Origin of the sequence: Campylobacter sp. RM16188, from assembly GCF_012978795.1 — a bacterium.
GTDB lineage: Bacteria > Campylobacterota > Campylobacteria > Campylobacterales > Campylobacteraceae > Campylobacter_A > Campylobacter_A canis.
Window position 1 is genome coordinate 28,543 of sequence record NZ_LIWQ01000009.1, and the last position, 17,754, is coordinate 46,296.

The window sequence follows — 17,754 nt, forward strand, 5'->3', positions numbered from 1 at the left end:
TTGTTTGTTTGGTGATTTTTTATATTCTTAAGAAAATTTCAGTGGATTAAAGCCCGCTTCAAGTTTTCAAAGCGGGCTAATTTTAGAGCTTAGAGTCCTTTTTCTTTTTTATACTCTAAAATGATCGCATACGCTTCATCTTTTAGTTTCAGCTTCTCTTTTTTCATCGTTTCAAGACGGAGTTGATCGACATATTCTCTGCCCTCTTCAACGTCTTTTATTTTTTGATCCAGTTCGTTATGTTTATCAAAGATAGACGCAAATCTAGCGTTTGAAACTTTTAGTTCTGTTATGATATCCCTATATTCGTGTAGCATTTTTTCTCCTTGAGGATTGTTTATAGAATTTTAGCAACTCAACCCTAAATAATGGGTTAAGAACGGTAATCTGCGTTTATGCTTACGTATTTATGTCCCAAATCGCATCCGTAAGAGCTAAATTTAGCCTCTCCTGCGTTTAGATTGCATCTTATCTTATAACTTGGTTTTTTCATAACCTCATGAGCAGCTACTTCTCTTTTGGCATCGAGCTCTTTATGAAATTTATCATACACAAGCACATCATCATAATAAATTTCAAGCTCTTCTTCGTCGCATTCAACGCCACTTGCACCGATAGTTGAAGCTATCCTGCCCCAGTTTGGATCCTCTCCGAATAAAGCGGTTTTTACAAGAAGCGAATTTGAAAGAGCTTTGGCTGCCTTTTTGGCTTCATTTAAATTTAATGCTCCGATAATTTCAAATTCCACTACTTTAGTAGCTCCCTCGCCGTCACGAACAAGCATCAAGGCAAGCTCTTTAGTTATTAAATTCAACGCTCTCCTAAAAGCCTCTTTATCATAAAATTTAGCCTCTTTAGAACTTAAAAGCATGACAGTATCGTTCGTAGAAGTGTCACCATCTACGCTTACACAGTTAAAGCTCGCTTCGCAAGCATCCTTTAAAAGCTCGTCCATATCGCATTTTGGGATATCGGCATCCGTTAAGATAAAGCAAAGCATAGTTGCAAGCGCAGGATTTATCATGCCTGCGCCCTTGCAAATCGCAGCTATCTTAAATTCTCCATCTTTTGTCTTAACACTTAAAGCAAGCTCTTTTTTAAAGCTATCTGTCGTCATTATCGCACTTGCGACGCCGTTTGAATCTCGTAAATCAAAGTCAAATTTATCAAACGCCGCACAAATTTTTTCTTTATTTAACCTATATCCTATGACACCCGTTGAGCTCATTACAGGATTTATCAAATTTGTGTTTTTGCCTAAATTTGCAAAAATTTCATCGATATCATTTATACCAGCTTCGCCCGTCATCGCATTTGCATTTTTGGAATTTAGCAAGATGAAATTCGTCTTGAAATTTGGCTCTTTTTTTAAAAAATGCCTTATGGGGGCGGCTTTAAATTTATTGCTAGTAAAGACGGCTGCAACATCTACAGGCTCATCCGTGCGGATAAATCCTAGGTCGTTGCCCTCTTTTTTAAAGCCAGCATTTACGCCGCCAAAGTAAAATCCGCCGATATTTTCAAATCCATTTTCAAGCCATTTTATCTCACACATATTTAAATTCCTCAGGCTTATGTTTGTTTTTTACTACCTTTTTTGTAAGACGAATCGCCTCCGCAGTACCTATAACAAGCAGTTTGGTGCCTGTTCCTATGAGAGTATCACCTCTTGGCATCGGTATAAATTTATTATTTACATCTCTAATGCCTACCACATCGGCATTTGTGATATTTCTTAAATTTGTCTCTTTAAGACGCTTAAATCTTATCCAAGAGTAATCAGGCACGCTAATCTCTTCGATATCGATAGGCGAATCCTTCTTATACAAAAACTGCTCAAGCAAATTTTCCATATCAGGGCGCACGCTCATGGCGCTAAGGCGCTGTGCGACGAGTTTTGAAGGCGAAACCACGCTATTTGCTCCAAGTTTTTTAAGGCGCTCGGTATCATCGTCGTTGTCGGAATTTGTCATTATAAAATACGGTCTTTTTCTTCCGATCTCTTTTTCATATAGCCTTACGGTTGCGATAAGGGCGATATTATCGGCTATATTTGAGCTAAGAGTGATAAGTCCTTTTGCGCTTGATAAGTGGGTTTTTAAAAGCGCTACTTTGGTATGCGGCTGAGAGATGATATAGTAAGGATAGCGATATTTTTCTGCGATCTCAGGCAGATCTTCGCGCGGGTCTATAACGACAAAAGGTATATGATTTTCCCTAAACTGCGCACTTAACTCAATGGTGTATAAATTATGATAGCAGATGACAAAGTGATTTTTGAGCCTTGCAATCTTATAAAGCATTTGCCTCTCCTTGATAACTGAAACTAACGCACCTTTTTTTAAAACTTCCACCAAAAGACCGATGGAAAAAGTAAAGACACAAAATCCAAGCAAGATAAAAGTGATAGTAAAAAGACGTCCGGCAGGAGAAATCGGAGCGACTTCCGTAAATCCTACCGTTGTAAAGGTCATTCCCGCCTGATAAATAGCGTCTATCAGGCTGAAATTATCTATAAAAACATACCCCGCCGAGCCTATCATCATCATCAAAACAACTAAGATAAGAGGAAGGCGAAATGGGCGAAGCTGTTCGTATAGTTCCGTGTTTAGGTTTATTTCCGGTTTTGCGAAGCTAGACCAGTTGAGGAATTTTTTAATCTTTCTTAACAAAGATATATTCCTCCTTTACTTAAAATTTTAAGAGCGTGACTGTTTTCTCATTGTTCTAAGCGTAGAAGCGGCTACTTTAATCTTTCTTGTCGTGCCGTCTTCAAGCATAACTCTTATAGTTCTAAGATTTGGTAAAAACCTTCTTTTGGTTCTGTTTTTGGCGTGGCTTACGTTGTTTCCAACCATAGGACCTTTGCCTGTAATTGCGCATATTCTTGACATAATCTTTCCTTCGAAACAAAAATTTCTGCTGATTTTATCCAAAACAAACCAAATATTAACTTAAATAAATTCTTAAGTCCTGCCTAAAAAGCAACTATAAACTTTTGAATTTTAATCTTTTTTTATGAATACAAAGGTTAAAATATCCAATTATTAATAAAATTTCAATAGAAGCGAAATGCGATAATGATAAATCAAGCGGACATAGATAGGATAATATCTCAAATTCCGGCAATTCCTGCTATATTAAAAACCTGCCAAAGCGCTCTTGCAAGCGGAGATTTGGCCAAGGCCGCAGCAGTTGCAAGCAACGACTTAGCACTGGTAGGATATATGCGCTCTATCATAAACAAACCAATCTTTGGCTTCAAAAAAGAGATAAAGGACATATCCCAAATTTTCGCAACGCTTGGAGTGGACGAGACTATAAATGTGCTTTATTCTTATTATGTTTTGCTAACAACCCCTAAAAAATGGCAAATTTTTGATATGGATACGCATAAATTTGCAAATTTACAGGCTAATTTTATGTTTAATTGGGGGCAAATTTTAAAAGAAATTTCAGTAAACGATAAAGAAATTTTAAAATCTATCACTCTAATTCCCGCAAGCATCTGTCTATGCGAAAAAATTTTTGAAACGAATTTGGATGATTTAAGGCTGATAAACAAGACAAGCGGAGTTAGTTATAGCGAAATTTTAAGAAGGCAAAGCGGGCTTGATATATTTGAGCTATGCTGTCTGGTAGGTCAAAAGTGGCAGTTAAGCTCCACTATCATAGACATATTTTCAAGACTCGGCAAAAAAGACAGACAAGATAAAATAACAACCTATATAAATTTGCTGATCTCTTATGAACTCTCAAAGTCGGAATTTAGAAACGCAGGTTTTGGAGAGCTCTTTGAGTTTGATTTGGAGCCAAGCGAAGACGAAATGGAAATTTTCATGAGAGCCGTATCTTATGAAGCCTAAATTTAAAGAGAGCGTGGTTGTCTTTTCTCCGCACGGATTTCTTGACGGAGACGGCTCAAAATATGAAATCGAAGCTATCGACAAAGAGCTAATCCTTTCTAGAAAATTTGAGTGCATTCTAATCTCTTTAAAAAAAGTCGTTTATTTTAACAAAAGAGGGCTAAGCTCTATCGTAGAGTCCGTCTACGAACTTGCAAAAAAAATCGACGCAAATATCGCATTTTGCGACTATAACGAAACGAAATTTAAAGCGATAAAAAGCATGTCGGCAAACAACTTGAATTTTTCGCTCTTTGAAACTCAAGAGATAGCGATGCTGTTTTTTACAAGTCCGAAAAAAAACTCTAAAAATAAAAAAATTCTGCTATTTCACGACAATCAAGAGCAAAAAAATCAGATCGCACTAAGGCTCGTTGAGCGAGGATATGATATCCATGTGGCAAAAGAGATAAAAGAATTTAGAAGGCTTTATGACGAGTACGATATAAAAATTTCGCTAATTCATATCAATTTAAACGAACGAAATTTAACGATAAAAGTGCGAGAAAATGTCATCATTTACAAGCTAACAGGCTATATAGACTCAAATTTCGCCGAAAATTTCGATATGAAAGCTCACACCAACTCGCTTAAAGTCGGTTTTAAATTTTTTGTATTTGATGCGGCCAAGGCAAGATCGATCAATATCCACGGAGTTAGCTTCCTTGCCAAGCTTTCAACCGCAAGCGCGGAATACGGCGCTACAATCGCTATTTGCGGACTTAGCGACGCAAATACTTCAGAAACTTTAAAAAACGATTTAGAGGATTCGGGAATTTTACTATATAATGGCGTTGAAGATTTTTTTAGCGATGAAAGCACTATAGAAGGCGGCGCAGGTATGCTTGAAGCAAAGCCCAGAAACATCACAAAAAGCCTTGTAGAGCTGCTTCCGCTCGTGCTAAAAACGACCATGGATACTATCTCGCTAATTGCAAAAGCAAGCGTAAGCAGAGGCGATGTAAGCATAAAACAATTTTGCTTTAATAAAGATGTGCTCACAGGCTGCATTGCATTTTACGGCGATGTAGATGCTAAAATTTTGCTCTGTCTTGATAAAAAGACGGCAACAAAATCTTGCAGCGTCTTACTGCAAGACGATGACGAAACGTCTCTAAACGACGCTTACGGGAATTTGATGGTAATAATCGCAAATAAGCTTTTAGCGTGGTTTGAGTCAAAGCGTCTTAAGGTAGAGCTTACGATGCCTAATGTATTTGATGATTATATAAGTTACGGCGACACCGTAAGCAAGGGTGCGTTCGTCGAGCTTAAAGTCGACGGCACCGACGGTGCGCTATTTTTAAGTAGATAACAAAGGAATTATATGTACGTTGCTCCGAGTATTTTATCGGCTGATTTTGGAAATTTAAGAGCGGAGATAGAGGCCATCTGCGAAGCGGGTTGCGATCTTGTGCACGTTGATGTGATGGATGGGCATTTTGTGCCGAATTTAACCATCGGACCGCTTGTGGTAAGTGCAGTTGCAAAGGCTTCCACAAAGCCTCTTGATATACACTTGATGGTGCAAAACAACACATTTTTTGCCGATCTTTTCTTACCGCTTAAGCCTAAATTTTTAAGCTTTCATATAGAGGAAGAAAAGCACCCGCTAAGACTAATAGACCATATCAGAAAAAACGGCGTAAGCCCTGCTATCACGCTAAATCCGCACACGCCTATTGAAACTCTTGAATACATCATAAACGAGATTGATATGGTGCTTTTAATGAGCGTAAATCCGGGCTTTGGCGGACAGAAATTTATCCCTTCAGTGCTTGAAAAAGCCCGAAAACTACGCGAAATGATAGAGCGCAAAAACGCAAAATGCCTCATAGAAGTTGACGGCGGAGTAACGGGACTAAACGTAGCCGAACTTGATGAAGCCAGCGTTGATATCGTCGTTGCGGGCAATTATATATTTTCATCAAACTCTTACGCGGAGGCGATAAGAGCGCTAAAGCTTGAGTTTTGAACCAAAAGCTAGAAAATCTCATAAATTTACTCTGCAAGCAAAATTTAAGCTATTATGAATTTATCTCAAAAGCAAACGAGATAGAAGAATTAAGCTCGATATTTGACGTAAGAGACCTTGTTATGTGGCAAATTTTAGGGCTTGACATCAAGCGAAACGGCTTAAACGAGATAGAGTTAAACACAAGAAAAAGAAATATAGACGATCAAACTTTTTGCGTCGTGGATATCGAAACGAGCGGCGGTATAAACAGCGGACAGATCATAGAAATCGGCGCGATTAAGATAAAAGACGGAATTGAGCTTGATAGATTTGAAACTCTCGTGTATGCAAGCAGCATACCTGAAAATATCTCCGCGCTTACGGGCATACGAGTAGATGATCTCAAAGGCGCTCCAAGCCTTGCGAGCGTGCTTGAGAAATTTAGACTCTTTTTAGGCGAGTGCGTTTTCGTAGCGCACAACGTGAAATTTGACTATGGATTTATCAACGCCAGCTTTGAGAAATTTGGACTTGGCACTATGCTAAATCGCAAAATTTGCACTATCGATCTAGCTCGTAGAACAATCCCTTCGCTTAAATACGGACTTGGCGCACTAAAAGAGGTTTTAGGCATACAAAACACTCATCATAGAGCGATGAACGACGCTATCGCCGCAGCTGAAATTTTTAAAGCCGCAGTTAAAAATACTCCAAGTGTAGTAAGGTACACGGAAGATCTTATAGAGTTTAGCAAGACCGCAAATACGGTCAAAAGACCTGCTGTTAGCGCTCAAACCGTGATAAATTTTGAAGAGTGATTTTTAAGCTCTACCTGCTCGCAATTAATCTAAATTATATAAAAAACTTAAATTTTAGAGTTTATGGGCTTTAGCTCTCGATTTTCTCGCCGTTTATCCTAACTACTCTAGCGGGTATACCGACCACCGTTGCATTATCGGGCACATCCTTAAGCACGACGGAATTTGCGCCGATTTTTGAATTTTCGCCTACCGTTATAGCTCCAAGTACCTTTGCGCCTGCTGCTATGACAACACCGTTTTTAATAGTCGGATGACGCTTGCCTACTTCTTTACCCGTTCCGCCAAGAGTTACTTGATGATACATCGTAACATCATCTCCGATCTCGGCTGTTTCTCCGATAACTACCCCCATGCCGTGATCGATAAAGAACCTTGAGCCGATCTTTGCGCCCGGATGTATCTCAATGCCCGTTATAAATCTTGAAATTTGAGAGATAAATCGAGCAATAAAAAAGAATTTCTTCACGTATAAAAAATGCGAAAATCTATGAAAAACCACCGCATGAATGCCCGGAGTATTTATAAGCACCGCCCAAAAGCAGCATCCGTTTGCGGCGGGATCTTTCTCGCCGACAGTGGCAACCAGCTCTTTTATCTCTTCAATTATCTTCAAATTTTAAGCCTCGTAAAGTGGCGTGCTTAGGTATCTCTCGCCATTATCGGGAGCTACAAACAGCACTTTTTTGCCCTCGCCTAGCCTTTTTGCCGTTCGGATAGCTACCGCAAGAGCGGCACCTCCGGAGATCCCAAGCAAAATTCCCTCGCTTTTTGCCAAGGCCCTAGCCGCCTCAAAGGCCTCTTCATTGCTAACTAGCTCTATTGTGTCGATTAAAGAAGTATCAAGTGTATCAGGGATAAATCCCGCTCCTATGCCTTGAATTTTATGCGCACCTGCCGGATTTCCCGAGATCACGGCTGATTCTTTTGGCTCAACTGCGATTATCTGTGTGTTGTAGCCATTTTCTTTAAGCACTTTAGCAACACCGCTTAGTGTCCCGCCCGTACCGACACCGGCTACAAAAGCGTCAAGCTGCTTAAAATCACTCATTATCTCAACTGCGGTAGTTTTTACGTGAGCTTGCGGGTTATAAGCGTTTTCAAACTGGCTTAGCATTACGTATCCTGGCTGTTTTGCAAGCTCATTTGCCTTTTCTATCGCACCTTTCATGCCTTTTGCACCCTCGGTTAGCACAAGCTTGGCTCCATAAGCGGCTAAAATTTTACGCCTTTCTATGCTCATTGTTTCAGGCATAGTTAGCACGACCTCATATCCAAGCGCGCTTGCCGTCATGGCTATGCCGATGCCAGTGTTTCCGCTTGTGGGCTCTACTATGATATCACCATTTTTCAAAGCACCGTCTTTTTGCATCTCAAGAATCATATTTGCAGCGATTCTATCCTTAACCGAGCCGCCCGGGTTAAAAAACTCAAGCTTAGCGTAAATTTCTGCCATGCCTGCTTGCTTTAAGCTATTTAATTTTACTATAGGCGTCTTTCCTATCGTTTGAATTATATTCTCATATATCATTTTATTCCTTTAAATTTTGCTTAAAATTTTATCTATATCACGGATATAGTTATCCATGCTAAATCTTTTTATGATTTCCTCATCGGGCGTTTTTTGAATTGGCTTTTTAAGATTTTCAAGGCATTTTAAAAGCTCTGCGCTATCTCGATTTAAGATATGAAAATTTTCTTTATTTGATGAAATTTCATAAATTTCTCTTATCGCAGCGATATCTGAAAATATCACTCCAAGCCCATAGCCAAGAGCTTCTAAAACTACGCGCGGCATACCTTCCGTGCTTGAAAAACCAAGCAGATAGTCGTTTTGCGAGTAAATTTCATCCATGTTTTTAACAAAGCCAAGATTTGTTACTTTGCCATCTTTTTCTAAACGATTTAGCTTTTCTTGCGCCCTCTCTTTAAATTTACCGCCACCTGCTAAAGTAAGTTTGATATCATCTCGCTTCAGTCCAAGCAAGGCGTCAAATACAAGCTCATGCCCTTTAAGTTCTAAAAAATTCGCACTCATTATCAAATTTATACTATCTTTTGAGCTATTATCTTTAAAATTCGAGTTAAAAATTACAGGATCATAAACTACGTTCTTTTCTATCTTTAGCTGATTGTCATAAAATTGATGTGTCGAATTTGAAACACTGATAGGGGTAAATTTAAGCTTTTTTAAAATTTCAACTTTAAAATTTTCCACTTCGGCATTTTTTCTTAAATGTTGAATTACTTTAATGCCAAGAGTATTAGCCGCATCGATATATGCCAAATTCGTTGAAAAATGATTATTTAGATAAATTATGTCCGTTTTCACGCTTTTAAGCAGACTAAGAGCAAATTTAAACTCGTTTTTGTATATTTTTTTAGCTAAAATTTCTTTCGAAAAAGCTCTTAAAACTTCTCTTTTAAACTTGGAAATTTGCGGTTTTTCTTCAAATTGTATAAACTTAACACCGATATCGCTCATAGCTTGCGACACTCTCTTGCCGTCTATATCGTAATCATTTTCAAAAAATACCGATATATCGTAGTTATCTTTTTTTGTAAGCTCAAGCAAAAGATATATAAGACTTCTCGTGCCTCCTCCGCACTCAAGACCGGTATCGATAAATAAAACTTTTTTCACGATATCACCTTAACGTATCAAACAGTTTAGCGCCTGCTTCGTCAATCTTCTTTCCCTTGAAGTGAGCTTTACCAAATTCCACTATCTTGCCGTGATAGCGTGCAAAAATTTGATTTAGACTAAGCTCCTTTCCGTAAGCTTTGCAAACTGCGCTTGTATCGATATCTTCAAGCCACTCGCGCGCCTCTTCGTAGCTTTGAAATTCATATCCGAAATGAGCCAAAATCCTAAGTGCGTAGCTATCCACGCACATCACTTCGCGCTCGCAAGCATAGCAAAGTATCGCGTCACAAGTCTCGGCACCTATGCCTCTAATGTCAAGAAGCCACTCTCTGCTCACGTTTTGCTTAAAGCTCTCAAAGCTACCAAATTCCTCGTATATCGCCTTGCAAAGCGCACTTAATCTCTTTGCTTTGGTGTTGTAAAAGCCGCTTGGCTTAATCATAATCGCAATACTTGCGGTGTCTAAATTGGCTAAACGTTCAAGAGTTAAATTTCCGCTATTTTTTAGATTATCAAGCGCTTTTTGAGCGTTTTTCCATGCGGTATTTTGCACCAAAATCGCTCCGACAATCACTTCAAAGCTACGCGAATTTGGCCACCAAAGCTCATCTTGCAAATCCGCTTTAATTCCCGCATTTAAAAGCGTTATTAATAGCTCTTCGCTTCTCAAATTTCAACCTATCTATCAAATTTAAGTGCGTTTTGCACTTGCATATCTTCTATGTCGTCTATGACTCTAACTTTAAAAGCGTCTATACACCTGCCCTCTTCGCACTCAAAAACTATCATTTGAAAGATCCGCCTGCACTTTTCATTTACCTTAAAAGAGTGCTTAAAGCCCGTTAAAAACGTCTTAATAGGCGCTTCTTTGTCCATACCGATAACTCCGTCAAAGGCTCCGCTTAAACCCACATCGCTTGCATAAGCGGTATGATTTAAAATTTGCAAATCATCAGTGCCTACGTGAGTATGCGTGCCAAATATCGCGCTAACTTGTCCGTTTAGATAGCCAAATATCGCATTTTTCTCACTCGTGGCTTCCGCGTGAAAATCAATAAGTATATTTTGGCTCTCGCACTCTTTTAGAGCGTTTTGCACCTCTAAAAAGGCGTTATTCGTATGGGGCATAGCGTAATGCCCCATTAAATTTATGACACTCAGGCTTGCTTCGCCTCTTTTTAAATTTATCACGCCTTTGCCGGCAGTGCCTGCGAAGTGGTTATACGGACGAATGATCGGCAAGCTGTCCATAAGCGAAGAAATCTCTTTTTTATCAAAGCTATGGTTACCTCCCGTTATCGCGTCTATTCCGCACTCAAGGAGTTCGGCTGCGTTTTGAGCGCTTAGTCCAAAGCCACCGCTTGCATTTTCGCAGTTTGCGATGACAAAATCAAGCTCAAATTTATCCCGCATCTTTTTAACGTTTTCAGCCACAATCTTACGACCCGCTCGCCCTACGATATCGCCTATAAATCCCGCTCTCACAAAAGCTTCTCTTTATAAGATAGATAAAACTGCTTTGCGGTTCGCCCTGACCTGCTAGCCCTAAGCGCGGAGTAGTTTTTAGCAAGCTCGTGAAGCATCTGCCTATCGCCCGTGTAGTCTTTAAAATAAAAATCCACGATCTTAAGATACTCGGCAAAGCTTCCCTGATAGAAACTTATCCAAAGACCGAAGCGATCAGATAGCGAAATTTTCTCATCCACACTTTCTGCATAGTGGATCTCGTCGCTAGTTACGCTTGTGCCTTCGTTGTCGCTTTTTAGCTCGCTGATTAGATGACGGCGATTTGAAGTGGCGTATATAAGCACATTTTTAGGAGCTTTTTCTATCGAGCCTTCTAAAATCGGCTTTAAAAATTTATAGTTAGTATCTCCCGCTTCAAAGCTTAGATCATCGCAGTAAATAATAAATTTATAATTGCTTCTGCGAACCTCATCGATGATATCAACGATAAATTCAAGTTCATCGCTTCTAAGCTCTATAAGTCTTAAACCCTCGTTATGAAATTTAGTAAAAACAGCCTTAACCAAGCTGCTCTTGCCACACCCTCTTGCACCCCACAATATAGCGTTATTAGCCTCTTTACCGTCAATGAAATTTTGCGTGTTGGCGATTAGTTGTTCTTTTTGTCTTTCCATGCCGACAAGGTTATCAAGCTCAACAAAATCAATCTCATGCACAGCCCTTAAAGCCCCTATCCTACGCCTAAAAACAGCAGCGTGACTCAAGCTCCAATCAATCATCTTGACGCCTTTCTTAGATGGATTAAAATTTCATCTATTATATCGTCATCATCTTTGCTTTTTGATTTTAAAACCGTTTTCTCGTCGTTTAAATTTGTAAGAACGATGTTTTGACCGCTGTTTGAGATAAGCTTAAAGCCAGCTTTTACGGCTAAAATTTTAATTATTATGAGTGATAAAAACTGCTTGGTATAAATGTCAATCTTTCCGAATCTATCCTCAAGCTCGCCCTCTATGGCATGCACTTCGCTTACCTCTTCGCACTTGCTAAGACGGCGGTAAAGCTCGAGACGAAGCCTGTCTTCACGGATAAAATCTTGATTTAAAAATGCGTTTATACTGAGCTTGAGATCAACTTTTTTACTCTTGAAATTCTCTTTGTTTAAAAGCTTATTTATCTCGTCTTCAAGCATTTTAATATAAAGCGAATACCCGATAGCCTCGATATGCCCGCTTTGAGCCTCTCCGATTAAATTTCCTCCGCCTCTAATCTCTAAATCATGATAAGCAAGTACGGAACCCGAGCCTAAAAATGAATTGCTCTCAAGTGCGACAAGCCGCTTTAATGCCTCTGGCGTAAGCTCGCTTCTATCCTCAACCAAGAAATAACAATACGCCTGCTTGTCGCTTCTACCCACGCGGCCTCTTAGCTGATGAAGATCCGCCATACCGAATTTGTTCGCATTTTCTATGATTATCGTATTTACGTTTGGCAGGTGAATTCCGCTTTCAACAATGCTTGTGCAAAGCAAGATGTCGTATTCGCCCGCTTTAAATTTCATCATCTCGTCTTCTGTGGTATTTGCATCTATCTTTGAATGAAGTATGAGGATGCGCAAATTTGGCAAAATTTTCTTAATCTGCCTTTTTGCCTGATCCATAGTGGCGATGTGATTGTGGATATAAAAAATTTGCCCACCTCTTCTTAACTCCCGCAAAATCGCCTCTTTAATCACTTTTTCGTCCCACTCCCTTACGCTCGTTCTCACGTCTAAACGAGAGCTTGGCGGAGTTTGAAGCACGCTATAGCTTTTTACGTTGCTAAGCGCCATATTTAGGCTTCTTGGGATAGGTGTCGCGCTCATTGAAAGGATATGCGAGTTACTTGAAATTTCTTTTAACTTCTCTTTTTGCTTAACGCCGAATTTATGCTCTTCGTCAATTACAATAATGCCTAAATTACGAGCCTTTAGCCCCAAAAGCGAATGAGTTCCCACGCAAACGCAAGCAAGCCCCTCCTCAAGCGCTCTTTTAACGGCTGATTTTTCTTTTGCCGAACTAAATCTATCAAGTCTAAAAACCGGAATTTCAAATTTGTCAAACCTGTCTTTTAAGCTCTTAAAATGCTGAGCCGAAAGCAACGTCGTAGGCACGAAAAATAGCGCCTGAAATCCTGATTTAACGCATTTAAATATCGCATTCATCGCGATTTCAGTCTTGCCAAAGCCAACATCTCCGCTTAAAAGCCTATCCATAACCTTACCGCTTGCAAGATCTTTTGAAATTTCGCTTGCGGCCTTTTCTTGATCAATCGTATAATCAAAGCCCGCATTTTGCAAGAAATTTAAGTATTCGGCATCATCTTTTTGTATGATTTCGGCACGAATCAGCTCTCTTTTAGCGGCAAGTTCGATGATCTTGGAAGCGATTATAAATAGCTTTTGACGAACCTTCTCTTTTATCTTGGCAAAGCTAGCCTTACCAAGCCTATCAAGTGCCGCTATACAGCCGCTTTGAGCTATATAGCGATCGATTAAATTTATATTTTCGACAGGCAAAAGAAGCTTGTCGTCGTTTTGATAAACGATAACTACGAATTCACGCATGCTTCCTAGCACGGTTATCTTCTCAAGTCCCGCAAATCGACCTATACCATACTCTTCATGCACGACGTAGTCATTTATCTTTAGTTCGTCGATCACTAAACTTGCACGCTTAACGCGGCGCTTCTTTTCAAATTTATTAAGCGAAACGATGATTTCGTTACCGGAAGTTAAATTTACGACAACGTCGCTTTTAATAAATTCTATATTTTTATATTCGCTTAAATTTAACGAGTTAAAAAGCCCGTCGTTTCGGGCTATGACCTTGATATTTTTATTGGCGTTAAGTTCAAAAAAGTCCTTATTAGGCGTTACGGACAGGTCTTTGTAAATTTTTGCTTCAGGAATCACGGGCAAATAATGAAGAGCGCTCGTATCCCTATCAAAATCCTCGAATTTAAACTCTTTTGCAAGGACGGTCTTAAACTCCTTGCTATAGTCTATAAAACCATCAATCGCCCAAAAACCAAGCGAATTAAGGTCATTTATCAGAGCCTCGCTTTTTAGCTGCTGCGCTTTTTGACTTGCTTTTTCAAATTCATCCTTGCTAAGCGCTGCGATAAATGGTGAAATTTCAACGCTTTCAAGTTCGGTTTTGTTTGAAATTTGAGTGCTTGTAGAGTAGTTTCTGATGCTTTCTATCTCGTCATCAAAAAGCAAAATTCTATGAGGTTCATCGCTTCCTATGCAAAATATATCAATGATATCTCCGCGCAAGCAAAACTCGCCCTCGCTCTCAACGATATCCACAGGCTCGTAACCAAAGCGCATAAGCTCGTCGGTTAGATCGTTTAAGTTTAACTTATCGCCAAATTTCAGAGTAATTTTTTGTAGATGTTTTTTACCGGGAAGTTTGTTTAAGATAGTTGAAATAGGAGCTATAAGAAGCTTTTTGCCCTCAAATTCGTAAAATTTAGAAAGCTTAGCCGAAAGCTCGTAAAGCTCTGCGCTAAAAGAGCGTAGATCATCACCAAAATGCGCTCTAAAATCAGGCAAGCTAAACGGACAAACGCCTGCAAATTTAACCGCATTTTCAATAAGCAAAGCCTCCTTATCGTCTTCACAAACGATAATCTGGGCTTCATTTGGTTTTAAAAGATATTCATATATCCTAGCTTGCATCAAACTGCCTTAAAAAGGCTTCAACTAAGAAAAATGAGCCAAAGGCCAAGTATCTCTCTTTACTTTTTTGCGACTCCGTAAATTTTAACCCCTTAAATTCATCATAAGCAACGCCCATATCATCAAGCACTAGCTTTATCTGATTTGTCGCAAGCTCTCTTTCGGGGCTTTCGTATTCGTAGATTAAGACATCTTTTATGATAGGCTTTAACGCCTTTAAAACCGCTTTAAAATCCTTATCAGCAAATGAGTTATAGATCAGAGTTAGCTTCTTGCCTCGAAATTTTTTAGCTATAGCAAACGCCGCAAGTTCGTTGTGTCCTACGTCAACCCAGACATTTGAAGCTATCCTTTCGCATCTTCCGTGCAAATTTAACTCATCTAAATCAGATATCTCAAATTTACCCAAAAGCGCCTTACTGGCAGCTCCTGCTAATGTCAAATTCGAAGCTAAAAACTCAGGCAGGCTAAATTTCAAGGCATATTCAGCTATGGCTTCTTTGTCGGCTTCATTTAAAATTTCACTTGCAAATTTTACCGAAGCGCTCTTTTTTTGTGCGATTTGATTTAGTATCTTAACGCTTTTTTTATCCATACTGTCGCTTAAAAGAGCTTTGGCATCATACTCTAAGGCATTAAATTTAGTAGTTGATATCTCTTCGATATTATTTCCAAGAACGCCTACATGATCAAGTCCGATAGGAGTGAAGATGTTAAATAGCTTCTCATAGACGTTTGTCGCATCAAGCTCGCCTCCCATCCCGGCTTCGCAAATAAAAAAATCACATTCATGAAATAGCACCGCAGCAAGTAAGGTGGCGTATTCAAAATAGCTGGTTTTTATCTTAAATTCATCGCTTAGCATAGCCTGCAAACGCTTATGCGCAGCCTCTAAAACATCTGCGGAAACGACATCTCCGTTTAGCCAAAATCTTTCTCGAAATTCAAATATATGAGGGCTTGTGTAATGCCCCACGCTCTTGCCTTGAAGATGCAGAATTTGAGCTAAAAACCTTCCTGTTGAGCCCTTACCGTTTGTACCTATTATATGTATTATCTTAAAGGGATTTAGGCTATCTTTTATACTTTCCCATGCACGCGGCATGCGAGTATAGTCGATCTCTTTATAAAAAAGCGGCTTTTGGCTTAAAAATTTATCAAGCTTCATTGGATTTTGGCATTACCATATTTCTGCCTGATTGTTTTGCTGAGTAAAGCATTTTATCCGCCGTTTCAAGAGTGGAAGCCAGATCGTTATTTTCACTTCTTACCGCAACTCCGCAGCTTATAGTTACATTAATGCGTTCATCTTTATACATAAATTTAGAGCTTTGGATTATTTTGCGAATTTTATTTGCAAATTTAACGCTGTTTGCAGGTGGAGTTTGAGGAAGCATTACTACAAATTCCTCTCCGCCGTATCTTCCTACTATATCTATTTGGCGGGAGTATTTTCTAAGCATCTTGCCTACGCTTGATATAATTACATCGCCCGCCTCATGCCCGTAAGTATCATTAATCCTCTTAAAATGATCAATATCAAAAAAGCATATCGAATAATCCGTACCAAATCTTTTATAAACCTCTTCATTGCGATCAAGCTCTTCCATGAGAGCTCTTCTAGTCGCCGTTTTAGTTAAGAAATCCTCCTTACTCTCGGCTTTTACGTTCTCAAGTTCGCCCTCAAGTCGATTTACCCTATCTTGAAGCTCTTTGATGGTTTTTTGATTGGAGCTCATCTGATTACCAAGCTCTCTAGTCTCGCTATCAAGCATATCGGCTATGCTCATAAGCTTATTTCTAATACCCTCAAAACTATCTTGCTTTAAATTTATCTCGCTTAAGTCTCTTTTGATGCTTTGCATCTTGGTTGAGCTTATGGTGGAGCTACCCATGAGATTTGTAACACGTATATTGATACTCTCAAGCACTTCGTTTAGCGCCGAAACCTTGCTTGAAATTTCCGCCTTATCAAGCTCTATACGCTTTTTAACAAGTTTTTGTATCTCGGCTTTTACACTCTCTTGCTCAATAGATTTCGGATCGCTTTTTAAATTTAGCTCAAAGGCGCTAATTTCACTATCCATCTGATCTGATATCGAAGGAGTTAGCATTAAAGCTATAAGAGGTATCATCTTTTGGCAGACATAAGAGCTATCGTGCGATCTCATAAGCGAGTTATCAAGATCTATGATAAGGCTTTGTATATCGTCATAATTTTTAACTCCATAGCTATTAAGTCTGTTAAAAAACGAATCGTCATAATTCGTCAAAAACTCAAACCATTTGTCTTTAACTTTTTCTACCGTAGCCACATCAAGCTTGCGATTAAGCGCCTCTATGCTCATGTCAGATAACTTCCTAGCTTCTTTGTTATGAAGCGCGGCAGTGGCTTGGAGAATTCTTTTACTCATTAAAGATAGAGCATTAACAAGCTTTAACGAGTCGTTTGAACCTGCTGCGTTTAGCCTAGCGCTAAGAAATGCAAAAAGCTCGTCTAAATTTTTAACTTTTTTGCTTTTAAGCTGCTCTTGCAAGTCTGAATTTAGCCTTGAGATATACTTATCAAGTTTCTGGCAATCAGGCACTACTACACCGTTTTTCTTGGCTATCTCGCAAAATGTTTCAGCATAGTTATCAGGAGTTAGGATTAAATTTCTATCCTTCATAGCTCCTATGGTATCTCTAATTATCTGATTAATCTTTGTTGACATCTTTAAATCCCTTAACGGCAAGAGTAGCTATGTATTCATCAAAGGCCTCTTGCGAAGCTGCTTTTATAGCGTTATACTTATCTGTCTCGCTGATAACGCTATCTGCATAACGAACGTCTTTAATCTTCCTTGATATACTAAAGTCATGCTCTCCACTGGTAACTATCTTGTAGCTTTTGCCGTTTTTAAATTTCGTATCAAACTCCAAATTTAACACCGCCTTATAAAGCGAAACATACCCGTCCTCATCATAAAGAAGTGCTTGAAAATTCATAGATCTGATACTTACGTTTATAGTTGTGCCCGCATTTTTATCGTCGCTTAAATTTCTATTCAGCCTTGATACGATGCCCTCTTTTACGCTGTCTTTTATCCAGACGCTATTTTTAGGCTCTGATTTATCGATGAGCACATCTACATACACACTCTCATCCATTATCTCGTTAGCTATCTTTGAAACAGGCTTATATCCGCACCCGATTAAAAAAACAGCGATAAAAATTGCGGCTACAAATCTCATAT

Annotated in this window: 18 protein-coding genes; 4 read left to right on the forward strand and 14 right to left on the reverse strand. The window is 39.1% G+C overall.

The features are described 5' to 3' along the window. Positions 1-89 precede the first annotated feature (89 nt). From CDOM16188_RS06430 to rpmB, 4 genes are read right to left on the reverse strand one after another with little or no spacing between them, the layout of a single operon-like run. A complete protein-coding gene (locus CDOM16188_RS06430; protein WP_172200476.1) occupies positions 90-317 on the reverse strand; it encodes a YdcH family protein in 228 nt (75 codons plus the stop codon). Between the two features lie 56 nt (positions 318-373). After that, entirely contained in the window at positions 374-1,555 is a 1,182-nt protein-coding gene (argJ, locus tag CDOM16188_RS06435; RefSeq protein WP_172200479.1) for a bifunctional glutamate N-acetyltransferase/amino-acid acetyltransferase ArgJ, read from the reverse strand. Next, positions 1,548-2,678 carry a TrkA family potassium uptake protein gene (locus CDOM16188_RS06440; RefSeq protein ID WP_169942099.1) on the reverse strand — a complete coding sequence of 377 codons (1,131 nt, stop codon included), beginning with the start codon at positions 2,676-2,678 and terminating at the stop codon, positions 1,548-1,550. Before CDOM16188_RS06440 ends, argJ begins: the two co-directional genes overlap by 8 nt. A 21-nt stretch (positions 2,679-2,699) precedes the next feature. Next, entirely contained in the window at positions 2,700-2,894 is a 195-nt protein-coding gene (gene rpmB / locus CDOM16188_RS06445) for a 50S ribosomal protein L28 (protein ID WP_169942076.1), read from the reverse strand. Positions 2,895-3,080: 186 nt separating this feature from the next. Between rpmB and CDOM16188_RS06450 the strand changes: the two genes are divergently transcribed. The 4 genes from CDOM16188_RS06450 to CDOM16188_RS06465 are packed head-to-tail and all read left to right on the forward strand — an operon-like array spanning position 3,081 to position 6,680. Then, positions 3,081-3,866 (forward strand): HDOD domain-containing protein, encoded by a 786-nt coding sequence (locus CDOM16188_RS06450; RefSeq protein WP_172200482.1) that lies wholly within the window; start codon positions 3,081-3,083, stop codon positions 3,864-3,866. Beyond that, complete coding sequence (locus CDOM16188_RS06455; protein WP_172200485.1) at positions 3,856-5,220, forward strand: STAS domain-containing protein; 1,365 nt, start codon at positions 3,856-3,858, stop codon at positions 5,218-5,220. Before CDOM16188_RS06450 ends, CDOM16188_RS06455 begins: the two co-directional genes overlap by 11 nt. 12 nt (positions 5,221-5,232) lie before the next feature. Beyond that, the gene (gene rpe / locus CDOM16188_RS06460) at positions 5,233-5,880 is read left to right on the forward strand and encodes a ribulose-phosphate 3-epimerase (protein WP_172200488.1); all 648 of its coding nucleotides are present in this window, start codon (positions 5,233-5,235) and stop codon (positions 5,878-5,880) included. Further along, positions 5,877-6,680 carry a 3'-5' exonuclease gene (locus tag CDOM16188_RS06465; protein WP_172200491.1) on the forward strand — a complete coding sequence of 268 codons (804 nt, stop codon included), beginning with the start codon at positions 5,877-5,879 and terminating at the stop codon, positions 6,678-6,680. The genes rpe and CDOM16188_RS06465 overlap by 4 nt, the downstream gene beginning before the upstream one ends. Positions 6,681-6,750: 70 nt before the next feature. On the opposite strand, the gene epsC is transcribed toward CDOM16188_RS06465, so the two are convergent. The 10 genes from epsC to CDOM16188_RS06515 are packed head-to-tail and all read right to left on the reverse strand — an operon-like array spanning position 6,751 to position 17,752. Further along, positions 6,751-7,290, reverse strand: a complete 540-nt coding sequence (gene epsC / locus CDOM16188_RS06470; protein WP_172200715.1) for a serine O-acetyltransferase EpsC — start codon at positions 7,288-7,290, stop codon at positions 6,751-6,753. A gap of 9 nt (positions 7,291-7,299) precedes the next feature. After that, on the reverse strand, positions 7,300-8,211 hold the full coding sequence (gene cysK / locus CDOM16188_RS06475; protein WP_172200494.1) for a cysteine synthase A: 912 nt from the start codon (positions 8,209-8,211) through the stop codon (positions 7,300-7,302). A 9-nt stretch (positions 8,212-8,220) separates the two neighbouring features. Beyond that, positions 8,221-9,324 carry a glycosyltransferase family 4 protein gene (locus tag CDOM16188_RS11435; RefSeq protein WP_172200497.1) on the reverse strand — a complete coding sequence of 368 codons (1,104 nt, stop codon included), beginning with the start codon at positions 9,322-9,324 and terminating at the stop codon, positions 8,221-8,223. A gap of 4 nt (positions 9,325-9,328) precedes the next feature. Then, entirely contained in the window at positions 9,329-9,997 is a 669-nt protein-coding gene (locus tag CDOM16188_RS06485) for a 3-methyladenine DNA glycosylase (protein WP_172200500.1), read from the reverse strand. Between the two features lie 8 nt (positions 9,998-10,005). Then, positions 10,006-10,812, reverse strand: a complete 807-nt coding sequence (locus CDOM16188_RS06490) for a TIGR00282 family metallophosphoesterase (protein ID WP_172200503.1) — start codon at positions 10,810-10,812, stop codon at positions 10,006-10,008. Beyond that, the gene (locus tag CDOM16188_RS06495; protein ID WP_172200506.1) at positions 10,809-11,573 is read right to left on the reverse strand and encodes an ATP-binding protein; all 765 of its coding nucleotides are present in this window, start codon (positions 11,571-11,573) and stop codon (positions 10,809-10,811) included. Before CDOM16188_RS06495 ends, CDOM16188_RS06490 begins: the two co-directional genes overlap by 4 nt. Then, positions 11,570-14,518, reverse strand: a complete 2,949-nt coding sequence (gene mfd / locus CDOM16188_RS06500; protein ID WP_172200508.1) for a transcription-repair coupling factor — start codon at positions 14,516-14,518, stop codon at positions 11,570-11,572. The genes CDOM16188_RS06495 and mfd overlap by 4 nt, the downstream gene beginning before the upstream one ends. Next, positions 14,508-15,686 (reverse strand): Mur ligase family protein, encoded by a 1,179-nt coding sequence (locus tag CDOM16188_RS06505; RefSeq protein WP_172200510.1) that lies wholly within the window; start codon positions 15,684-15,686, stop codon positions 14,508-14,510. Before CDOM16188_RS06505 ends, mfd begins: the two co-directional genes overlap by 11 nt. Beyond that, positions 15,676-17,232 (reverse strand): GGDEF domain-containing protein, encoded by a 1,557-nt coding sequence (locus CDOM16188_RS06510; protein WP_172200512.1) that lies wholly within the window; start codon positions 17,230-17,232, stop codon positions 15,676-15,678. Before CDOM16188_RS06510 ends, CDOM16188_RS06505 begins: the two co-directional genes overlap by 11 nt. Then, positions 17,216-17,752: an LPS assembly lipoprotein LptE gene (locus tag CDOM16188_RS06515; protein ID WP_172200514.1), complete on the reverse strand. Its 537-nt coding sequence runs from the start codon at positions 17,750-17,752 to the stop codon at positions 17,216-17,218. Before CDOM16188_RS06515 ends, CDOM16188_RS06510 begins: the two co-directional genes overlap by 17 nt. Between the last annotated feature and the right edge of the window lie 2 nt (positions 17,753-17,754).

Bases quoted from the DNA above. Each gene is read 5' to 3' on its own strand.
- CDOM16188_RS06510 (WP_172200512.1), bottom strand. From the start codon at position 17,232: ATGTCAACAAAGATTAATCAGATAATTAGAGATACCATAGGAGCTATG.
- CDOM16188_RS06430 (WP_172200476.1), bottom strand. From the start codon at position 317: ATGCTACACGAATATAGGGATATCATAACAGAACTAAAAGTTTCAAAC.
- rpe (WP_172200488.1), top strand. From the start codon at position 5,233: ATGTACGTTGCTCCGAGTATTTTATCGGCTGATTTTGGAAATTTAAGA.
- argJ (WP_172200479.1), bottom strand. From the start codon at position 1,555: ATGTGTGAGATAAAATGGCTTGAAAATGGATTTGAAAATATCGGCGGA.
- CDOM16188_RS06495 (WP_172200506.1), bottom strand. From the start codon at position 11,573: ATGATTGATTGGAGCTTGAGTCACGCTGCTGTTTTTAGGCGTAGGATA.
- CDOM16188_RS06505 (WP_172200510.1), bottom strand. From the start codon at position 15,686: ATGAAGCTTGATAAATTTTTAAGCCAAAAGCCGCTTTTTTATAAAGAG.
- CDOM16188_RS06450 (WP_172200482.1), top strand. From the start codon at position 3,081: ATGATAAATCAAGCGGACATAGATAGGATAATATCTCAAATTCCGGCA.
- mfd (WP_172200508.1), bottom strand. From the start codon at position 14,518: ATGCAAGCTAGGATATATGAATATCTTTTAAAACCAAATGAAGCCCAG.
- CDOM16188_RS06515 (WP_172200514.1), bottom strand. From the start codon at position 17,752: ATGAGATTTGTAGCCGCAATTTTTATCGCTGTTTTTTTAATCGGGTGC.
- cysK (WP_172200494.1), bottom strand. From the start codon at position 8,211: ATGATATATGAGAATATAATTCAAACGATAGGAAAGACGCCTATAGTA.
- rpmB (WP_169942076.1), bottom strand. From the start codon at position 2,894: ATGTCAAGAATATGCGCAATTACAGGCAAAGGTCCTATGGTTGGAAAC.
- CDOM16188_RS06455 (WP_172200485.1), top strand. From the start codon at position 3,856: ATGAAGCCTAAATTTAAAGAGAGCGTGGTTGTCTTTTCTCCGCACGGA.